Annotated in this window: 15 protein-coding genes; 7 read left to right on the plus strand and 8 right to left on the minus strand. The window is 70.3% G+C overall.

Going from position 1 to position 18,513, the window contains the following annotated elements:
• Positions 1-180: 180 nt before the first annotated feature.
• Complete coding sequence (locus ABIA35_RS22220) at positions 181-405, minus strand: hypothetical protein (protein ID WP_370359155.1); 225 nt, start codon at positions 403-405, stop codon at positions 181-183.
• An 80-nt stretch (positions 406-485) separates the two neighbouring features.
• Between ABIA35_RS22220 and ABIA35_RS22225 the strand changes: the two genes are divergently transcribed.
• From ABIA35_RS22225 to ABIA35_RS22245, 5 genes are all read left to right on the plus strand, one after another.
• The gene (locus ABIA35_RS22225) at positions 486-2,552 is read left to right on the plus strand and encodes an AAA family ATPase (protein ID WP_370359156.1); all 2,067 of its coding nucleotides are present in this window, start codon (positions 486-488) and stop codon (positions 2,550-2,552) included.
• A complete protein-coding gene (locus ABIA35_RS22230) occupies positions 2,512-3,408 on the plus strand; it encodes a response regulator transcription factor (protein ID WP_370359157.1) in 897 nt (298 codons plus the stop codon). The genes ABIA35_RS22225 and ABIA35_RS22230 overlap by 41 nt, the downstream gene beginning before the upstream one ends.
• 68 nt (positions 3,409-3,476) lie before the next feature.
• Entirely contained in the window at positions 3,477-3,668 is a 192-nt protein-coding gene (locus ABIA35_RS22235; RefSeq protein ID WP_370344497.1) for a hypothetical protein, read from the plus strand.
• A gap of 68 nt (positions 3,669-3,736) precedes the next feature.
• On the plus strand, positions 3,737-7,636 hold the full coding sequence (locus ABIA35_RS22240) for a carboxypeptidase regulatory-like domain-containing protein (protein ID WP_370359159.1): 3,900 nt from the start codon (positions 3,737-3,739) through the stop codon (positions 7,634-7,636).
• Positions 7,637-7,866: 230 nt separating this feature from the next.
• Positions 7,867-9,288 (plus strand): DUF2252 domain-containing protein, encoded by a 1,422-nt coding sequence (locus tag ABIA35_RS22245; RefSeq protein WP_370359161.1) that lies wholly within the window; start codon positions 7,867-7,869, stop codon positions 9,286-9,288.
• Between the two features lie 66 nt (positions 9,289-9,354).
• Here ABIA35_RS22245 and ABIA35_RS22250 read toward each other — a convergent pair whose 3' ends face one another.
• A complete protein-coding gene (locus ABIA35_RS22250; RefSeq protein WP_370359163.1) occupies positions 9,355-10,278 on the minus strand; it encodes an alpha/beta hydrolase in 924 nt (307 codons plus the stop codon).
• Positions 10,279-10,460: 182 nt separating this feature from the next.
• On the opposite strand from ABIA35_RS22250, the gene ABIA35_RS22255 reads away from it, so the two are divergent.
• Both ABIA35_RS22255 and ABIA35_RS22260 read left to right on the plus strand, forming a co-directional pair.
• Complete coding sequence (locus ABIA35_RS22255; RefSeq protein ID WP_370359164.1) at positions 10,461-10,832, plus strand: DUF2255 family protein; 372 nt, start codon at positions 10,461-10,463, stop codon at positions 10,830-10,832.
• 101 nt (positions 10,833-10,933) lie between these two features.
• The gene (locus ABIA35_RS22260; RefSeq protein WP_370359165.1) at positions 10,934-12,949 is read left to right on the plus strand and encodes a hypothetical protein; all 2,016 of its coding nucleotides are present in this window, start codon (positions 10,934-10,936) and stop codon (positions 12,947-12,949) included.
• 65 nt (positions 12,950-13,014) lie between these two features.
• On the opposite strand, the gene ABIA35_RS22265 is transcribed toward ABIA35_RS22260, so the two are convergent.
• The 6 genes from ABIA35_RS22265 to ABIA35_RS22290 all read right to left on the minus strand — a co-directional run bounded on the left by ABIA35_RS22265 (position 13,015) and on the right by ABIA35_RS22290 (position 18,491).
• On the minus strand, positions 13,015-14,529 hold the full coding sequence (locus ABIA35_RS22265) for a glycoside hydrolase family 16 protein (RefSeq protein WP_370359166.1): 1,515 nt from the start codon (positions 14,527-14,529) through the stop codon (positions 13,015-13,017).
• 248 nt (positions 14,530-14,777) lie between these two features.
• The gene (locus ABIA35_RS22270; protein ID WP_370344504.1) at positions 14,778-15,149 is read right to left on the minus strand and encodes an SgcJ/EcaC family oxidoreductase; all 372 of its coding nucleotides are present in this window, start codon (positions 15,147-15,149) and stop codon (positions 14,778-14,780) included.
• Between the two features lie 11 nt (positions 15,150-15,160).
• Positions 15,161-15,874, minus strand: coding sequence for an SDR family NAD(P)-dependent oxidoreductase (locus ABIA35_RS22275; RefSeq protein WP_370344505.1), 714 nt, complete (start codon positions 15,872-15,874; stop codon positions 15,161-15,163).
• 229 nt (positions 15,875-16,103) lie between these two features.
• Positions 16,104-17,063: a LysR family transcriptional regulator gene (locus ABIA35_RS22280; RefSeq protein WP_370359167.1), complete on the minus strand. Its 960-nt coding sequence runs from the start codon at positions 17,061-17,063 to the stop codon at positions 16,104-16,106.
• 39 nt (positions 17,064-17,102) lie between these two features.
• Positions 17,103-17,732 carry a TetR/AcrR family transcriptional regulator gene (locus ABIA35_RS22285; protein WP_370359168.1) on the minus strand — a complete coding sequence of 210 codons (630 nt, stop codon included), beginning with the start codon at positions 17,730-17,732 and terminating at the stop codon, positions 17,103-17,105.
• 72 nt (positions 17,733-17,804) lie between these two features.
• Positions 17,805-18,491, minus strand: coding sequence for a hypothetical protein (locus ABIA35_RS22290; RefSeq protein ID WP_370359169.1), 687 nt, complete (start codon positions 18,489-18,491; stop codon positions 17,805-17,807).
• Between the last annotated feature and the right edge of the window lie 22 nt (positions 18,492-18,513).

An 18,513-nucleotide genomic window follows, 5' to 3' on the forward strand; every position in this document is an offset into this window, starting at 1 on the left:
CGTCTCGTAGCCTGTGGCGCATGAGTGGTGGGATTCGAATGATCGACGCCGCCAGATGGTTCCATCCCAGGTCAGCGGCAAAATATATCAGCATCTTGCCAGGCCCCTAAGCTCCACAGCAGTACCAGCGGAAACGCCCCCGAGAGTCTCTCGGGGGCGTTTCTGGTCTCACTTCTGGTCTCATTCGCCGTCCGCTGGACCGGCATTCCCCTCTGTCGTTGCGCCGAAGTAGAACGCGTCTTGGCGCCCCGTGGTCTCTCGCCACATCGTGTCGGTGACGTGCCCGTACCGCAGCAGCATCGCGGGGTCAGAGCGTCCCATGATGTCCATCGGGGTCCGGGGCGCAACCTCCAGCAGCGCCAGCACGGTCGCGGCCGCGTGCCCGGCATCGTGCAGCCGCTTCATGCCCACTGAGTTTCACCCACTGTCGAGCCCCGCCGCTCCGACCGGCAGAATGTGCCACCCAAGCCGGATCGGAGGCGGAGATGAGGGCAGGGAAGAGGGCTGGCGCGTCGGCATCCTGGCCGGGGCTCTCCGTGCCGCGTTTGGTTGACAGGGAGCGCGATCTTGCGGTGCTTGAACAGGCGCTTGATGATGACCTGCCGGGTCTGGTCGTGATCGCGGGGGAGGCGGGGGTCGGGAAGACGCGGTTGCTGCATGAACTTCTGCGGCGGCGTCGGGAGAGGGCGCTGGTCGCGGTTTGCCCGGCGTTTCGGGAGCCCTACACGCTCGGGCCGATCGTGGAGGCTGTGCGGCGGTTGGTCGAGGATGTCGCGGGTCTGCGACTCAGTGGGCTGGCGGGGGCGTTGCGGCCGGTCTTTCCCGAGTGGGCCGATCGGTTGCCGGCGGCGCCCGAGGCGCTGCCCGACGTCGCGGCCGCCCGGCACCGTTTGCTGCGGGCGCTCGTCGAGCTCATCGATGCCGCCGGTGTGGAGTTGCTCGTCGTGGAGGACGCGCACTGGGCTGACGAGACCACGCTCGAACTTCTCCTTCTTCTGCGAGCCCGGCCGCAGCGGGGCCCGCGCCTGGTTGTCACCTACCGGCCGGAGGACGTGCGCGCGGAGTCGCTGCTGCGCCGGCTCGTCGCGCAGGGTGGTGTCAGCCGTCTGGAGCCCGAGCTGCTGGACACTGCGGGGACGGCGGATCTGGTGTCCTCGATGCTCGGCGGAGAGCCGGTCTCGGCGGAGTTCGCAGAGTTCCTCCGCCGCCACACCGACGGGCTGCCGATCGCGGTCGAGGAGTGCGTCCGCCTGCTCTACGACCGGGCGGACCTGGTCTGTGAAGACGGCGCCTGGCTGCGGCGCGAGGTCTCGGAGATCGACGTGCCGCCCAGCATCCGTGATGCCGTGCTGGAGCGGACTTCCCGTCTCGGGACGGCTGCCGGGGCGGTGCTGGCCGCGCTCGCAGTGCTCGAGGGGGACCGGGCGCCGGTGTTGGTCGCCGAGGTTGTGGACCTGGCCCCGCATGAGGTCGAGAGCGGTCTGGGCGAGGCCGTGGCCGCCGGGTTGTTGCAGGAGGACCGCGGCGCCCGGGTCGGGTTCCGTCACGTGCTGGCCGCGCGCAGCGTCTATCACGCGCTCGGCGCCCTGGAGCGCGGTCGCCTCCACCGCCGCGCGGGAGCAGCACTGGAGCGGGAACCGGTTCGTCGCGCCGATGAGCTGGCCCGCCATTTCCGCGAGGCCGGCGAACCGCATCGTTGGGCGATGTACGCCGAGCAGGCGGCCGACCACGCGATCTCCTCCGGCGATCCGCGCACCGCGTTCAGGCTGCTCCTCGACCTTCTTGTCGGCGGTGCCGTCCGAGGCGCGGCGGTATCCCGTGTGGTGCAGCGGATGCCGCTGTACGCCGCGGGCGGCAACGAGCCCCTGCGCGAGCTCGTCGCCGTGCTGCGCGAGTCCGCCGCCCGCGAGCTCACGGAGCCGGAACGGACCGAGGTCACCTGGCAACTGGCCCGGCTGATGTTCCACGTCGGCGACATGGAGGCGGCCTCGGTCGAGATGGAGCGGGCCGTGCCGGGGCTGGTGCGGGATCGGCCGGTCGCCGCCGTCCACGCGATGATGATGCTCGCCCGCCCCTTGGGCACCGCGCGCCAGGCGGCGTATCACCGCACGTGGCTGGAGCGGGCCGGGCGCCTGGTCGAGACCTCGCTCGACCCGTCGCCGGCGGAGCGCCTCTCCTTCCTCGTGGACCGCGCCGCCACGCTCCTGGTCCTCGGCGATGCCGACGGGTGGGCGGCGGCGCGCGACCTGCCGCCCGCCGGCCGGACGCCGGGCGAGGTGCTGCAACGCGCCCGGGGCCTGGCCAATCTCGGTGAGTCGGCGATGCTGTGGGGCCGTTACGCCGACGCCCGGCGCTGGCTCGACACCGCCGTCGCGCTGGCCGAGGAGCACCGACACCTGCGCCTGCGCGACCTGCTCGGGGCGACCCTGGCCCACCTGGACTGGCTCACCGGCGACTGGACGAGCGCGGATCGCTGGACGGCCGCGGCCCTCGACGCCGACGAACCCGCCTTTGCGCGCCGACGCACTGCTGCTGGCAGGGCTCTTCGATGATGCCCGCGGCGAACACGAACAGGGCTTGGAACGGGTTCGCGCCGCCATCGCGATCGGGCGCCCGCGCGGCGCCGCGGACGGCTCACGTGACCCGTCCGCGGTGCTGGCCCGGCTGGCGATCGCCGCCGGCCGGCCCGGGCAGGCACTGGTCGCGACCGACGCCACGTGGCAGCTCACTGAGACCAAGGGACTGTGGCTCTGGGCCGCCGAGATCGCCCCGCTCCGGGTTCGTGCGCTGCTGGAAGACGGGCGCCAGGAGGAGGCGGTTCGCGCCGTCGAGCACTTCCAGGCGGGTACCCGCGACCTGGACGCGCCGCTGGCCGCGGCAGCCCGCAAACTCACCACCGCCCTGCTCGTCCGCGCGGGCGGCGACCCCGGCGGTGCCGCAGGTCTCTTCGAGGAGGCGGCCACCGTCTGGGCCGCCCTTCCGAGACCGTACGACATATTGCAGGCCCGCGAGGCCGCGGCCAGTTGCCACCTCGCCGCCGGCGACCGGGACCTGGCGGTCGGGGTGTTCCGCGAGGTTTTCGACGGCTTCCTCGCCCTCGGCGCGACCGGGGACGCCGATCGGGTGCGGCGTGTTCTCGCGGACGAGGGCGTCCGGGCCGGACGGCAGGTCGGACGGCCCTCCTACGGCGACCAGCTCTCGCCGCGCGAACTCGATGTGGTGCGGCTGCTCGTCGAAGGCCGGACCAGCGCACAGATCGCGCGCGTGCTCGGGCTTTCCCCGCGCACCGTCGAGAAGCACGTTCATTCCGCGATGCGCAAACGGGAAGCGCCTTCGCGCACCGCGCTGGCCGTCGCCGCGGTGAAGTCCGGCGACGTTCTGCCGTCGCGGGGAGCTTTTCCCGGGTAGTTCTGCGCATTGATGGTCCCCCGGCGCTCGACGTTCACTTCTTGGTGGACAGAAACGGAGCGCCCGCAATGACTTCTGGCAACGGTGTCGAGGAATCCGGCGAGGAATCGTCGGTCTGCGACGCGGAACCTTCCCCGGAGGTTGCCACCGACGACTCCTGTGACGGTCCGGCCACCACCGTCGATTCGGCCCCGGCGGCGATCACGGATCGGCCGCCCGCCGGCCGGCGGAAGCCCGGCGTGGAGTACCGGCCGATCTGAACCGCCCCCCACCAGCGTCGGCCCGACCGGCGCACCCCCCGAGGAGAACGATGTATATACGACCACGCATGTCGATCGCCGGGTTGGCGGTCGCCTGCGCGATGGCGCTCGGGTTGGCGTCCGTCGCCCAGGCGACGACGACGCCGGCCGGCGGTGGCGGCACACCGTCCAGCGCTTCGGCCCACAAGGGCACCGGATGCGCCGTCCCCGTACCGGCGTCCGAGCGAAAGAGCTCCGCTCCTTACGCCCAATGCGACCTCGTGACCGCGACCGACAGCCTGGGCAACCAGGACACCGGCTCGTCGACTCCGGTCGCCGACGCCTTGACCCCCAGCGACATCAGGGCCGCGTACAACCTTCCGAGAGGCGGTTCCGGCGAGACGGTCGCCGTCGTCGACTCCGGCGGATATGCCAGCGCGGAGGCCGACCTGGCCGTCTACCGCCATACCTACGGCCTTCCCGACTGCACGACCGCGAATGGCTGCTTCACCAAGCTCGACCAGAACGGCGGCCACAACTACCCGCCGGATGACCTCGACTGGTCCGTGGAGACGGCGCTCGACCTCGACGCGATCTCCGCGGCTTGTCCGCAGTGCCACATCCTGCTGGTCGAGGGCGACTCCCCCGGCCTGGACGACCTCGGCCAGGCTGAGAACACCGCCGCCGCCCGCCACCCGGCGGCCATCTCCAACTCCTATGGCGTGCCTGGCGAGGGCGGGAGTGGGGCCGACACCGTGGCGGCCTACGGCCACTACTACGACCATCCCGGTATCGCGGTCACCGCATCGACCGGCGACCACGGCAACGTCGTCAACTGGCCGGCGTCGAACGGGAACGTCGTCGCCGTCGGCGGAACCACGCTGACCCGCGCCGCCGCCACCACCCGCGGCTGGACCGAGGCCGCTTGGGCCGCCGGCGGCTCGGGCTGCTCGATCATCGAGCCCAAGCCGGAGTATCAGCAGGGCATGACCACCGGCTGCGCCAACCGCGCCATCAGCGACATCTCCGCGGACGCCGACCCCGACACGGGTCTGGGCATCTACAACTCGACCCCGGCCGTCGACGGCTGGCTCCGGGTCGGCGGCACCTCGCTGTCCTCGCCGCTCGTCGCCGCGATGTACGCGCTCGCCGGAACCCCGACTCCCGGCACCTACCCGGTGACCTACCCGTACGCCGACACGAACGCCGGTGACATCACCGACGTCACCACCGGCTCCGACGGCGATTGCGGCACCTTGCTCTGCACCTCCGGCCCCGGCTGGGACGGCCCGACCGGGCTCGGCACCCCCTTCGGCGTCGGCGCGCTTCGCCAGGGCCCGCACGGTCTGGTGACCGGCACCGTCCGGAGCCTCGGCTCACGCACGACCACCGGTCCGGTCTCGGGCGCCGCCGTCACCGCCTCCGACGCGGCCGGCCGCACCTACAGCGCCACGACCGACGCCTCCGGCGGCTTCACCCTCGGTCTGGCACCGGGCACATACACCCTGACCGTCGTGGAGTTCGGCTTCGCGAAGGCGACCGAGACGGTTCAGGTCGCGCAGGGGAAGGTGGCGAAGGAAGCGTTCGTCCTGCACGCGCTGCCCACCCACGTCGTCTCCGGCACCGTCACCGACGCCTCGGGCCACGGCTGGCCGCTCGCCGCGACGATCACCGTCGCCGGCTACCCCGGCGGCGCGATCGCCACCGACCCGGTGACCGGCCGGTACGCGGTCAGGCTGCCGGACAACGGCACCTACACGCTGCACATCTCGGCGACCCTGCCGGGATATCAGACCACTGACGACTCCGTCGCCGTCGGCACCGGCGATGTCCGCCATGACGTCCCGCTCCCCGTGGACGCCAACGGCTGCACCACCGGCTATCACTTCGGGTATAAGGGCACCACGACCGACTTCGAGGGCTGGGCCGGCGCCACGCCGCAAAACGGCTGGACCGTCACCGACGACAGCGGCTCCGGGATCACCTGGCGCTTCGACGACCCGGGCCAGAACGGCAACAACACCGGCGGCACCGGCCAGTTCGCCGAGGTCGATTCCCACGACGGCGGCATCTCCACCCATGAGACGACCAGCCTGGTCTCGCCGGTGCTCGATCTGAGCGGCGACGCCAACCCGATCATCACCTTCGACAACGCCTTCGACTCACCCCGCTACAACTCCAACGCCAACGTCGAGGTCTCCATCGACGGCGGCCAGACCTGGACGTCGGTCTGGCACATGGCCGCGACGGTCGCGTACGGCCCGGAGGTCGTGGCGATCCCGCAGGCCGCCGGCAAGAACAACGTGCGGATCCGCTTCGCCTACGACGCGGTCCACTCCTACTACTGGCAGGTCGACAACGTCTTCATCGGCAACCGCTCCTGCGACCCCACCCCCGGCGGCCTCGTGGCGGGAACCGTTGCCGACGCGAACACCGGCGCGGCGCTGTCCAACGCCACGGTCAGCCTGGCCGGCGTGCCGGTGACCACGACGGCCGCCGACGGCGCCTACGAGCTGTTCGCGCCCGCTTCGGCGGCCGACGCTTCCGGCCGGACCACGCTGGATGTCACGGACGGGGCGTACACCGGCGCGACCGCCGGCCTGTCCGTCGCCCGCGACCACGTCACGCGGCACGACTGGCGCCTGGGCGCCGGCCGGATCAGCGTCTCCGGCGGTCCGGTTCGCGCGGCCGGGCCACTGGGCAAGTCCACGGTCCGGATGGTGACCTTCCGCAACACCGGCACCGCTCCCGTCAACGTGGTCCTCACGCCGCAGGACGGCACCTACACGCCCGACTCGCACCCGGGTCAGCCGGCGAAGGCCGGTGCCAACGCGCTGGTCCGGCACCTGAGCGGCACGTACACCGCCGGGCCGCTGCTCGCCGGTGAGACGGCCACGGCGGCATCCTCGGCCGCCGCCACCACCGCTGCGGGCACCGCTTGGGCACCAGGCGACGCCCTGCCGACGTCGGTGATGGACTCCGCCTCGGTGACGCTCGACGGCAAGGTCTACACCTTCGGCGGCGTCGGCCAGGCGGGCCCGCAGTACCAGGCCTACGTTCACGACCCCGTCGCCAGAGGCTGGAAGCGGCTGGCCAACATGCCCCAGGCCCTGGAGAAGCCGGGTGCCGTGGCGATCGACGGCAAGATCTACGTCGTCGGCGGCTGGGACGTCAACGGTGACGCCTCGGCCGCGACCTACCGCTACGACCCGGCGAGCGACTCGTGGACCTCGGTGGCCTCCCTTCCGGCGCCCGCCGTCGCCGGCGGCACGGCAGTCCTCGGCGGCCGGCTCTACGTGATCGCGGGCTGCGCCGGCAACTGTGCCCCGGCATCGCAGGCCACGTACGTCTACGACCCCACCACCGACGCCTGGAGTCAGGCGGCGGACTACCCGATCACCGACGCGTGGTTCTCCTGCGCCGGCATCGACGCAGAGGTCGTCTGCACCGGCGGGACGGATCCGCAGACCGCCCTGGAGACGGCGGCGACGTACGCCTTCGACCCGACCACCGGCGCGTGGACCGCGAAGGCCGCCCTGCCCTACACGAACTGGGGCATGGCCTCCGCCTCCGCCGACGGCCGACTCCAGGTCCTCGGCGGCGTCACCGCCGGCCAGTTGACCAACCAGACCGAGGAGTACGACCCCGCCACGGACACCTGGTCGTCCCTGCCCGCGATGAACACACTGGCCTACCGCGCCAGCGGCGCCTGCGGCCTGTACGTCGTCGGCGGCGCGACGGACAACAAGAACGTGCTCCCCACCGTCGAGCAACTGCCCGGCTACGAGGACTGCGGCACTTCGGGTGCGGCCACCTGGCTGTCGGCACCGCACACCGTCACCGTCGCCCCCGGCGCCACGGTCACGGTCCCGGTCACCCTGAACGCGGGTGCGGTCGCCAAGACCGGCACCTACACGAGCGGGCTGACCATCGGCACCGACACGCCGTACTCCCTGCCCGCACTCACCGCCACCATGAAGGTGGGGTGACCGGCACGCGCGATTGAACAACGGCCCGGCAACCGTGTCCCAGCTCTGGCGGAATGACCTGCCAGGGCTGGGCCGGGGTCCGGGCCGGTGCACGATATCCCAGAACACACTAAAATTGGTCAGACTGCCAATCCTGCGCCGCCAAAGAAGATGACTCAGAAGACGGCGCAGAAGATGGCGCAATAGACGGTGCAGAAGACGGCGCAGGGCGGCGTCGGAGGTGCATTCGGATGTCCGAGTCGAGAAAAGGCGTCGTCACCGGGCGCCCGTATCTGAACCCCGAAGAACGCGTGAAGCGCGGACGATCCGCTCGGCACCACGCGCCCAGGTCGAGTCACGGCGACTGGGCACCCGCCGCCGACCGCCGACCGGTGGTCGACCAGGTGGAGGCCCAGGCCTCGGCGTCGGTCGCGGACCTCGTGCCCATCCGCTACGGGCGGATGATCGAGTCCCCGTTCCGCTTCTACCGCGGGGCCGCTGCGATCATGGCTGCGGACCTGGCCGCGACCCCCAGATCCGAGATGCGGGCGCAGCTGTGCGGGGACGCGCACCTGCTCAACTTCCGCCTTCTGGGATCACCGGAGCGCCAGTTGGTCTTCGACATCAACGACTTCGACGAAACGCTCCGCGGCCCGTGGGAGTGGGACGTCAAGCGGCTCGCCGCCAGCCTCGCCATCGCCGGACGGGAGAACGACTTCGACGACCACCAGCGCGAGACCGTGGTGAGATCCATGGTCCGCAGCTATCGCGAGGCGATGCGCACGTATGCCGGGATGACCAACCTCGACGTCTGGTACGCGCACGGGAACGCCGAGCTCATCCGCAAGCTCTACACGGATCAGCTCGACGCCCAGCGTCGTAAGAACTTCCGGCGCATGATGGCCAAGGCCAAAGGCCGCGACAGCCTGCAGGCGGCCGAGAAACTGACCACGATCGTCGACGGGCGTCCGCGCATCGTCGCCGATCCACCCCTCGTCGTGCCGATCGCCGACCTGCTCCCGGACCTGGAGCGCGGGCAGCTCGAGACCTGGATCCGGGACCTGGTCCGGCGCTACAGCCGCAGCCTGGGTTCCGACCTGCGCATGCTGCTCGACCAGTACCGCGTCGTCGACATGGCCCGCAAGGTCGTCGGCGTCGGCAGCGTCGGCACCCGCTGCTGGATCGTCCTGCTGGCCGGATCCGACGAGCGGGACCCGCTGTTCCTCCAGATCAAGGAGGCCAACCGCTCCGTACTGGCGGACCACGCCGGCGAGAGCCCCTACCCGCACCAGGGCCACCGCGTCGTGGCCGGACAGCGGCTGATGCAGGCGGTCGGGGACATCATGCTCGGTTGGAAGCGTGGCGAGGACGCCCACGGCGGGTCGCACGACTTCTATGTCAGGCAGTTGCGTGACTGGAAGGGCATCCTCGAGTCCAGGACCATGGTGCCCCACTCGATGCGCATCTTCGGGGAGCTGTGCGGAGCCACGTTGGCGCGGGCCCACGCACGCTCCTCCGACAGGATCGCCATCGCCTCGTACCTCGGGAAGAGCGATGTGTTCGATCGCGCCGTCGCCCGGTTCGCCGAGACCTATGCCGATCAGAACGAGAAGGACCACCAGGCACTCGTCGACGCGGTCGACCGCGGCCGGATTCGTGCACAGGCCGCGTGAGGTGCTCGAGCGGAGCGCTGCCGGTTGGCGGTTGCCGGCTACCGGTAACCGACAACCGGCAGCGGCTCAGGAGGCACTCATGCTCTCGGTGAAGTACGCCGTGAGCTTGTCGACAGCAGGGCCGATGTACTCCTGCTTGTCGTACAGGTCCACATGGCTGGCGCCCTCGATCCAGTGCACTTCGGCGGGACCGGTGGCACGACGGTGCGCCTCGAGGCCCATCCAGGCGGTCACGGCGCGCTCGCCCAGGATCTGAAGCATGGGGCGGGGGCCGATCAGCGGGACCGCGTAGAAGACGTCGCTGACCGCCATCTTGTCGATGCTCTCCCACGCCAGGAACTTCGCAGAACGCTCGTGGTATCCGCGGGCGCCGCAGTAGTATTCCCAACCCTCCACGCCGTGAGCGCCACCGAGGGCGCCGGCTTCCTCCGCCGTGGCGGGGAACATCGTCATCACCCCGGGGTCGTCCCCGCGGGCGGCCGCGGAGCGGGCCTGCGCCGCAGCGTCCAACAGGGACTGGAAGACCGCCGGCGACTGCGTGCCGTCGGCGCCGTAGCGGAACTGGCGGGCCGGCTCGGCGGTGGAAACCGTCGCCACGGCGCGGACCCGGTGGTCCGCAGCTGTCGCAGCCAACGAATAACCACCCGACGCGCACACGCCCACCAGTCCGATACGGCCGGCGTCGGCCTCCCCACGGGTGGTCAGGTAGGAGACCGCCGCCTTGAAATCCTCGATGCGCTGCGCCGGGTCCTCCAAGCCGCGCGGGGTTCCGCCGGACTCGCCTTGATAGGCCGCGTCGAAGGCCAATGCCACGAAGCCGCGTTCGGCCAACTGTCCCGCGTACAGTCCGGAGGTCTGTTCCTTGACCCCTGTTCCCGGGTGGCCCACCACCAGCGCCGGCCACGGGCCGGCCGCCGGGCCGTCCGGCAGATAGAGGTGGGCGGCCAGCGTGATGCCGGCGCTGTCAAAGGTGACCGAAGTCCTGCTCATGTGAATGCACTCCTTCTTCCTTGTCTGAGCTTCATCTTTCGCCCGGCGCAGTCGATGCGCCGCAGTCAAACGACGGCTCAGTTTCGGAGTGCATGGGACGGGATCGATGCTTAAGCAATGCTGGGCGAGCTTCCCGATTCACCGGAATGCGGTCCGCATGGTGCCGGGTGACACTGATGAACATGACATCTGCTGCGATCAGTTGGACCCCGGACGAACTGGCTCTGCTCGCAGGTCGGCAGTCGCTCGTCCTGATCGTCGGCGACGATGCCTCGGACGAAGTGGAGATCGGGATGGTCGTCGTCGACGATCAGCTGTATGTCCGCGCCTATAGGGGACCCCAATCGCGCTGGTACCAGGCATCGCGCAAGCACGGCCGCGGCCGGATCCGCATCGACGAAGTCGTCCGCGACGTCACCCTGCACACCGACGACCCCGGACCGCTCGACCAGATCGACCAGGCGTTCATCGCGAAGTACGGGACCGCCGCCGCGGGGCTGGTCACGTCCACCGCCGCGCGGGAGGCAACGATACGGATCGCATCAGCCCACTGATGATGTTGCAACCTCTGGCCGGGTAAGCCGGTTCGGCCCGACAACCTGACACGGGTCCCGCCCCGTATTAGCTGTCGAGTGCTTACGAACTGGAGGAATCAGTGCCAGAGAACAGCATCACCGGTCGCTCGGTCCGTCGGAGTGCCGTAGCCCTAGGGCTCGCGGTGGTCACCGCCACCGCCACCGCCACCGCGGCGACAGCCACGGCGAGCGCCTCGGCGGCGGCCGGTACGGCGACGACCCCAGCCGTGCCTGCGCGCTCCGTCGTGCATGTCAGTACCCTGCCGAACGGCGATCGGGTCACTGTGCGGGGTTCCGGGGCGCATACGACGACGATGGTGGCCACGCCGGACGGGCGCTCGGCGCCCGCTGTCCAGATGGTCGTGGGCGGGCACGCCTATGTGGTCCCGGTGTCGGTCATCGCTTCGGGTCAGGCCTATGACCCGGCCGCGTACGACACCGCGGCCCCGACAGCCATCCGTCCTGCGGCCGTCACGCCGCACTACCCGTTGAGCATCCTGGAGATCGACGGTATCGGTCTCGACGGCGCCACGGCCCAGGCGACGACCTTCCTGTTCAACACCGACGACATGAAGCGGTTCGCGGCCCCGATTCCGCTGTCCAACGGCGTCGCCCGGATCGCGGTTCCCAGCGGGAACTACTGCGCGGTCACGGTCTTCGCCACTCTCGGCCCCGCGAAGGGCCAGGTCACCGAGCATGTCGTGACCCGGACCGACCTGGCGGTGACCGCCGCGGGCACCACCACCCTGACCGCCGACGAGCGCACCGCGACGGCGCGGGTCGGCGTTGTCACGCCCCGGCCGTCCACCGCCGACAGTGACATGGAGGTAATCGACCGGACCGACGCCGCCGGCACCATGGGCCAGGTCACGGCCTCGGGCACGGGTTCCACCTGGGTGACACCGCAGCCCGCCGCGCAGATAGGCGCCCTCGCCTTCCGCGTCCTGGGCTTCGGCGCCGCTGGACCCGACGGCCCCGACCCGTACCGGTACGACCTCAGCTTCGCACCGTCCGATCACATCGACGCGAACCAGACCTACCGGCCGGACCCGTCCCGGATCCAGACCTCCCACAACGTCTTCGACACCGACGCGGTCAACCCCGCACACCAGGCCGGCTGGGACATCGGGGCATCCGGCCCGGACGGCGGCTTCGGAATCATGCACTTCGTCCCCGTCCCGGGACGTCTGACCGACTACGTCGGCGTGTCGACCGACGACGTCTCGTGGTCCGCCGAGTACATGCCGGTGGAGAACGCCCCGAACCAGGACTCAGAGCTCGAATTCGATGATCTCGACTTCTACCGGGGCCCGGGTCAGACCTGGCGCACCTGGGGCCACGGCCCCCTGACCCCCCAGGTCGGCCAGTACACGAACGGCATGGCCTGCAACGTTTGCGTGGACCCGGACACCGACCTCATGGACTTCGGCATCACCCAGTTCACCGACAGCGACCCGAACAGCGCCGCCCACGACCTGGGTCCCGGCTACACCTCGACGTTCAGCGTCTACCGCGACGGCGTCCAGGTCGCCACCCAGTCCGGCTGGCCCCTGACCGAGGTCTCCGGCACCACCGCCCAGCCCGGCACCTACCGCATGGTCTACGACGCCGACACCACCGGCAGCGGCCTGCCGATGTCACAGTCCACGAAGACCCACACCGACATCGCCTTCCAGTACACGCCGGGGTCCGCCCAGCAGCCCACCCTCCCGGCCGACGACATCTGCTACGCGGCGAACTTCGAACCCCTGAAGTGCGAAATCCTGCCGGCGCTGTCCCTGGACTACCAGCTCTCCACCGACGGCTCCGACACCAGCCGCCTGCCGGTCCAACTGCTCGACCTCGGCGTCGGCCACCAGTCCTACCAGGGCCAGGGCTCGCACGCGGCGATCACCGGCGCCACCGTCGCAGTGTCCTACGACACGGGTAAGACGTGGGTCCCGGCCGCCGTAGCCCCGACCGGCAACGGTCACTACCTGGCAGCATGGCCCAACAAGGCGCCGAAGGGCAGCACGCCGTGGCTGAAGGTGACCGCCACCGACGCGATCGGCGGTTCGATCAGCCAGACCGTCGCCGACGCCTACACCATCGGCTGAGACCGGCGGAGCCCGAGTGGCGCCCTCGGAAACGGGGGCGCCACTCCGCGATTGTGCGCCGTCGATCAGTGCCCGAAGTCGAACCAGTGCACGTTCACATAGTTCGCCGGCTGCCCGCTGGTGAACGTCACATAGAGGGTGTGGACGCCTGTGACGCCCGATATGTTCGCCGGAACCGTCTCCCAATTCTGCCAACCGCCGGTGTTGGCGATCGCGAAGCTCCCGACCACCGGGTTCGTGGGGCTGTCCAGCCGCACCTCCACCAAACCGCTGATCCCGGATCCGGCGCCCGAGGCCACCCGGCCGTAGAACTGCCTCGCCGGCGTCGAGCCGAAGTCCACGTTGTCGAAACGCAGCCACGATCCGTTGTGGATCGAGTCCACATCCTGCGTGCCGCCGGGCGGCCCGTCGGTGGTGGTCTCCGTCTGGGTCGAGTTTTGCGCGGTGTACGACGTCGCGGGAATCGCCGAGTAGGCGTCGACCGTGGAGCCGGACGGGGAACTCGGCGGTGTCGAAGGCGTTGTCGGAGGCGTGGTCGGAGGCGTGGTCGGAGGCGTGGTCGGTGTGGTTGGCGGCGTGGTCGGCGTCGTCGGAGGCGTTGTCGGAGGCGTCGTCGAGCCCGAGGCCTCGGTCTCGACCGTCACGTAGTCCACCAGCATCGGCACGCCCGAAGCGGTCGCGGCCGTCGGGCCGCCGCCGAACGCCGCCGGAAACGCGCCGCCCATCGCCACGTCCAAGATCATGAAGTAGCCGTGGTTCGTGGCGTTGGCCCAGGTGGCCGCGTCCACCTGATCGGAGTTCACGTGGAAGAACTCCACGCCGTCCAGATACCAGCGCAACTGCTGCGACGACGTGCTGGTGTCCCACTCCAGGGCATAGGTGTGGAAGCCGGACTGGCAGGTACCACCGGTGACGCACGGGGTGTTGCCGCCGAGCCCGGTCGTCTCGTTGCACGGGCCACCAGGGTCCACTCCGCAGTGGAACGTACCGTACTCAGTGTTCTGACCCTGGACGTTCTCCATCACGTCCATCTCGCCGATGCTCGGCCAGTTCGTCGCCCCCACCGCGCGGGCCGGGGCCCCCATGGACCAGAACGCGGGCCAATAGCCGGCAGCGGCGGCACCCGTCACGTCCGGCATCTGGATCCGCGCCTCCATACGCAGCACGCCGCCGGTCGGGGGCTGAAAGTCGGTGCGGGTCGTCTCGATACGGCCGGACGTCCAGTTGCCCCCTGCATCGCGGATCGGCTTGATGGCCAGGTCGCCGTTGCCGTCCAGGTACACGTTGGCCGTGCTGTTCGTGTCGGTCTCGACCTCGCCGGTGCCCCAGTTCCCCGCCCCGCCGGGGTAGCTGGTACCGAGGTCGTACTGCCAGTTCGCGGAGGACGGGGCCGATCCGGCCGAGCCGTCGAAGTCGTCGTGGAACACGGTGGTCCAGCCGGCCGGGGGCGGCGGGGCGCTGGCGCTGGCGCCGTGTACGACGACCACCAGTGCGGCGGGGAGCACGGCCGCGAGCACCGCGGCCATCAGCCCTCGGCGCTTGGCGCCGGGACCAGGTCTCTTCGACCCGTTCAGGGGCATGGCGGATGTACCTCTCTGGAGGGGTGGTCGGCGAGCTCCGTAAACGTTTCCGGAGCCGTCGGCGAGGTGAGCACTCCCCCGTTCCGTAAACGTTTCCGGAGCCGTAGGGAGGATGTTCTCTGTAACCCGGGGTTCACGCGGATAGTGCTCCCCATTGCCACCGCTGTCAATGCCCTGCAAGAGGTGATCAAGGTCAAAGTGCCGTCCGGCGTCCCACTTGACCTCGTGGGCAACACCGGACGGCGGGATCAGTCGAGCTTCGACACCTGGTAGTGGCCGATCTCCCAGCCGTCGGCCCCCTGCTTGAGCAGCACGCCGAGCTTGACGTGCAGGGTGGGGCGGTCGGTGAAGGAGAAGTCGACGTGCAGATAGCTCAGGACCAGGTTCTCGGCGAGCCGTCGCGTCTCGAGGATCTGATAGTCGGCGGTCAGTCCCAGCGGCTGGGTGGCGTAGTACTCGGCCACGCCTGCTCGGCCGACGCTGTAGGGGTGGAGTCCCTGGAAGACGGCGTCCTCGGTGAAGTAGGAGGCGACGCGTTCGGGCTCGTGTCGGCCGACCGCGTCCCGCCATCGGTCGAGGACTGTTCGGACGACGGCTTCGTCCCGGGTCGTGGTGGTCATCGCCGCGCTCCTCAGTGCCCGGCGCTCGTGCCGCCGTCGACGTGCAGGATCTCGCCGGTGACGAAGGGTGCGGTCTCCAGGAAGAGCACGGCGTCGACGATGTCGGCGATCTCCCCTATCCGGCCCACCGGCTGCAGGCCGGCCAGGAAGTCGTGGGTCGCGGGGTCGTGCATGGGGGTCTTGATGATGCCCGGCGAGACCGCGTTGGCCCGGATGCCGCGGCTGGCGTACTCGATCGCGAGGGACTTGGTGGCGGACTGCAAGCCGCCCTTGGTCAGGGAGGCCAGGACGGAGGGGACGCGGGAGTCGGCGTTGTCCACCAGGCTCGTGGTGATGGTGACGATGTGGCCGCCGGAGTCGGCCGGCATCGCGCGGACCGCCGCCTGCGTGATGTGGAAGAAGCCGGTCAGGTTCACCCCGGCGATGTGGGCGTAGTCCTCGGCGGTGTAGTCGGTGAACGGCTTGGCGACGAACACGCCCGCGTTGTTGACGAGGGTGTCGATCCGGCCGAAGCGCTCGACGGCGGCGGCCGCGACCCGCTCGGCGGTCGCCGGGTCGGCGATGTCGCCGGCCACGGCCAGCACGCCGGGGTCGCCGGACTCCTCGATGGTGCGGGCGGTGGCGACGACGGCGTACCCGAGCTTGCGGTAGGCCTCGACGAGGCCGGTGCCGATGCCGCGGGACGCGCCGGTGATGACGGCGACCTTCTGCTGCTGGACGCTCATGGGACGACCTTCCTGCTGATGACCGGCACTAGACGACCGGTCGACTAAAAAGAACCGTAGGTCGCGGCCGGGCCGGCGGACAAGCTGAAACAGGCCTGCGAGCAGGACCGAAATCCTCCTGCGTGGGAGGCTCAGCCTCCTAGCCGAGGAAGCGGGTCGTGCCAGGGGTGTGAGTGAGGATCCGGCGATGCGTCAGCAGGGTCGTGACGCCACGGCTACGCGTCAGGCGTCAGGCGCCGTGCTGCGGACGTGGGGCCTCGGGCGTTGGGCGCCAGTGCGGATCGCTCGCCGGCAACCAGGCGTCCGCGGCGTTGATCCCGAGCTCGCCGACGCCGTCGCAGAGCGCGTCGACGACGGCCGGAACCGCCGAACGCACCTCGTCCGCACGCCACACCAGGGACCACGTCCAGTACACCCGCGGGGCCACGATGGGCCGGCGGACGAGCCCGGCCGGCAACGTCTCCGTCTGGCCCTTGGGCGAGTTGACGATCGGCCTGGCGCTGCGGCGGACGTGGTCGTGGAACGCCGGGCCGGTGATACCGCCGTCCGAGATGCGGGCCACGCGGGCACCGGTGTCACGCACCAGTTCCTCGGCGTACGCGTTCCACTGCGTCCAGGACGTGGCGTCGTCGTCGACGAGCACGACGGTGTCCGCGGCCGCGACCTCGCCGACGGCGTCGTCCCGGCTGACGGCGTGCAGCCGATCGGCCCCCAGGAGCCGGGCCCGCAGCCCCAGCCGCTCGAGGTCTTCGGTGCGGATCCAGCACACCGCGAGGTCCAGCCCGCCGTCGGCGACGCGTGCGGCCTGCGCGTGCGAGGGCGCGACCCAGGGGTCGACGTGCACCTGCGCCACGCCGGAGGTCCGGGCCGCCAGATCGGCGGGCAGCCAGCTCACGTACCCGAGCCGCACCGGCTCGGACCCGGCGAGCCGCCCGGCGCGGCCGCGCAACTCATCCGCCTGCGCCAACAACGCGCGAGTGGCCGGGAGCAACGCCGCCCCGGCCGCGGTGAGGGCCACCGAGCGGCGGTCGCGCTCGAACAGCACCACCCCGAGGTCCCGCTCCAGCGCCTTGATCTGCTGGGACAGCGACGGCCCGGCGATCAGCAGCCGGGAGGCGGCACGGCCGAAGTTCAGCTCCTCGGCCACCGCGACGAAGTACCGCAGTTGGCGCAGCTCCACGCTGATCATGCTACGTGGCGTAGGAGGCTGCGCCGGGATCCGCCTTCCTCAGACCGATTCGGCGACATCGTCTTCCTCCGCCGGTACGCGAGCGCCGAGCAACGCCAGGCAGTTCTCCCACAGCGCACCGAGGCGCGCGGTGTCGTTGTAGAGCTTGGCGAACATGACCTGACCCTCCAGCTGTGCGAGCACGCCGCGCGCCGCAGCCGGCACGTCGGCGACTGCGACCTCCCCCCGCTCCACCGCTTCGCCGATCACCGCCGCCACCATCGCCGCCTGCTCCTCGAAGACCCCCTGCAGCCGGCCCCGAATCGCCTCGGTCTGGTTGCTCAGCTCAAGCGTGAGGTTCCCGAACAGGCACCCCGCGACGGCCCCGCAGTTCAGCTGCCCGGCACGCTGAGCGGCCTCGGTCGCCTCGAACCACCGGCGCATCCGCAGCAACGGCGAAGCATCGCCGCCGAGGACGCCGGTCCACATCGTCTTCTGCTCGGCCCACTGCTCGTCGATGACGGCCAGAGCCATGGCCTCTTTGGACGCGAAGAAGTAGTAGAAGCTGCCCTTCGGGACCCCGGCCGCGGAACAGATCTCCGCGATGCCGAGAGCGGAGTAGCCGCGGGTCTCGATAAGCCCCGATCCGGCACTGAGGATCCGCTCTCTGGCATCGCTGGTACGTCCCATGCCTCCAGAATAGGCCGGGTTGGCACCGGATACTAGACCGGTCGGCTATGCCGCTTCGACGCGTCCGAATGATCACTCGTACCAGCGACCGGGCAGCGGCCCGCGTCTGGTCTCGGCGTGGACGCCGGCGGGGATCGCTGCGGACTCCATGTCGCCCCGGATGTGGAGATACAGATCCGGGGTGGGAAGGCCGGCCGTCTGAAGCCATCCCCGGCCTTGAACGTGGCCTGCGGCGATCACCGCGGCGTATTGGCCGCTTGGCGCTCGGTCCGCGCTGTAAGACTGAGCGAGGGTTTCGGAAGTGTCGGCGAAGGCGTAGCGCGCCGCGTAGGCGTAGCCGTCGTGCAGCCAGACGTAGAGCACCACCGGTCGGGCCAGTACCGCTTCGAGCCACTCGGCGGTGCGCTCCGCAAGCGCGTCCACGCTGCCTGTCGCGGTCAGGGACAAGCTGGGTGTTTGGTCGGACAGGGAATAGAGCTGGTTGTGAAGGCGGCCGCCGTTGATTCGGCCGCTGCGATAGTGGACACCGAAATCCACGAGGCCGAGACGGGGCTCGGCTGCCAGGTCTGTGAAACTCAGTCCCGCGACCAGCGTGTCATCGCCGTGGTCACCGTACTCGGCGGGTATCAGGAAGTCGCCGACCCCCGGGCAGACGAGCCGCGCGGTCGATCCCGACAGTGCCGCAGCGAAGGCGTGCTCCTGGACGGTCATGTCGTTGGGGTCGTCAAGGTCGGGGACGAACCATCTGGGCTCGATCATGGGCAGGAGTGTAGATCGGGAG

The organism is Catenulispora sp. MAP12-49, from assembly GCF_041262705.1.
GTDB lineage: Bacteria > Actinomycetota > Actinomycetes > Streptomycetales > Catenulisporaceae > Catenulispora.

Bases quoted from the DNA above. Each gene is read 5' to 3' on its own strand.
- ABIA35_RS22245 (WP_370359161.1), top strand. From the start codon at position 7,867: ATGTCCGAGTCGAGAAAAGGCGTCGTCACCGGGCGCCCGTATCTGAAC.
- ABIA35_RS22255 (WP_370359164.1), top strand. From the start codon at position 10,461: ATGACATCTGCTGCGATCAGTTGGACCCCGGACGAACTGGCTCTGCTC.
- ABIA35_RS22285 (WP_370359168.1), bottom strand. From the start codon at position 17,732: ATGGGACGTACCAGCGATGCCAGAGAGCGGATCCTCAGTGCCGGATCG.
- ABIA35_RS22250 (WP_370359163.1), bottom strand. From the start codon at position 10,278: ATGAGCAGGACTTCGGTCACCTTTGACAGCGCCGGCATCACGCTGGCC.
- ABIA35_RS22290 (WP_370359169.1), bottom strand. From the start codon at position 18,491: ATGATCGAGCCCAGATGGTTCGTCCCCGACCTTGACGACCCCAACGAC.
- ABIA35_RS22275 (WP_370344505.1), bottom strand. From the start codon at position 15,874: ATGAGCGTCCAGCAGCAGAAGGTCGCCGTCATCACCGGCGCGTCCCGC.
- ABIA35_RS22240 (WP_370359159.1), top strand. From the start codon at position 3,737: ATGTCGATCGCCGGGTTGGCGGTCGCCTGCGCGATGGCGCTCGGGTTG.
- ABIA35_RS22225 (WP_370359156.1), top strand. From the start codon at position 486: ATGAGGGCAGGGAAGAGGGCTGGCGCGTCGGCATCCTGGCCGGGGCTC.
- ABIA35_RS22265 (WP_370359166.1), bottom strand. From the start codon at position 14,529: ATGCCCCTGAACGGGTCGAAGAGACCTGGTCCCGGCGCCAAGCGCCGA.
- ABIA35_RS22235 (WP_370344497.1), top strand. From the start codon at position 3,477: ATGACTTCTGGCAACGGTGTCGAGGAATCCGGCGAGGAATCGTCGGTC.
- ABIA35_RS22280 (WP_370359167.1), bottom strand. From the start codon at position 17,063: ATGATCAGCGTGGAGCTGCGCCAACTGCGGTACTTCGTCGCGGTGGCC.
- ABIA35_RS22270 (WP_370344504.1), bottom strand. From the start codon at position 15,149: ATGACCACCACGACCCGGGACGAAGCCGTCGTCCGAACAGTCCTCGAC.
- ABIA35_RS22220 (WP_370359155.1), bottom strand. From the start codon at position 405: ATGAAGCGGCTGCACGATGCCGGGCACGCGGCCGCGACCGTGCTGGCG.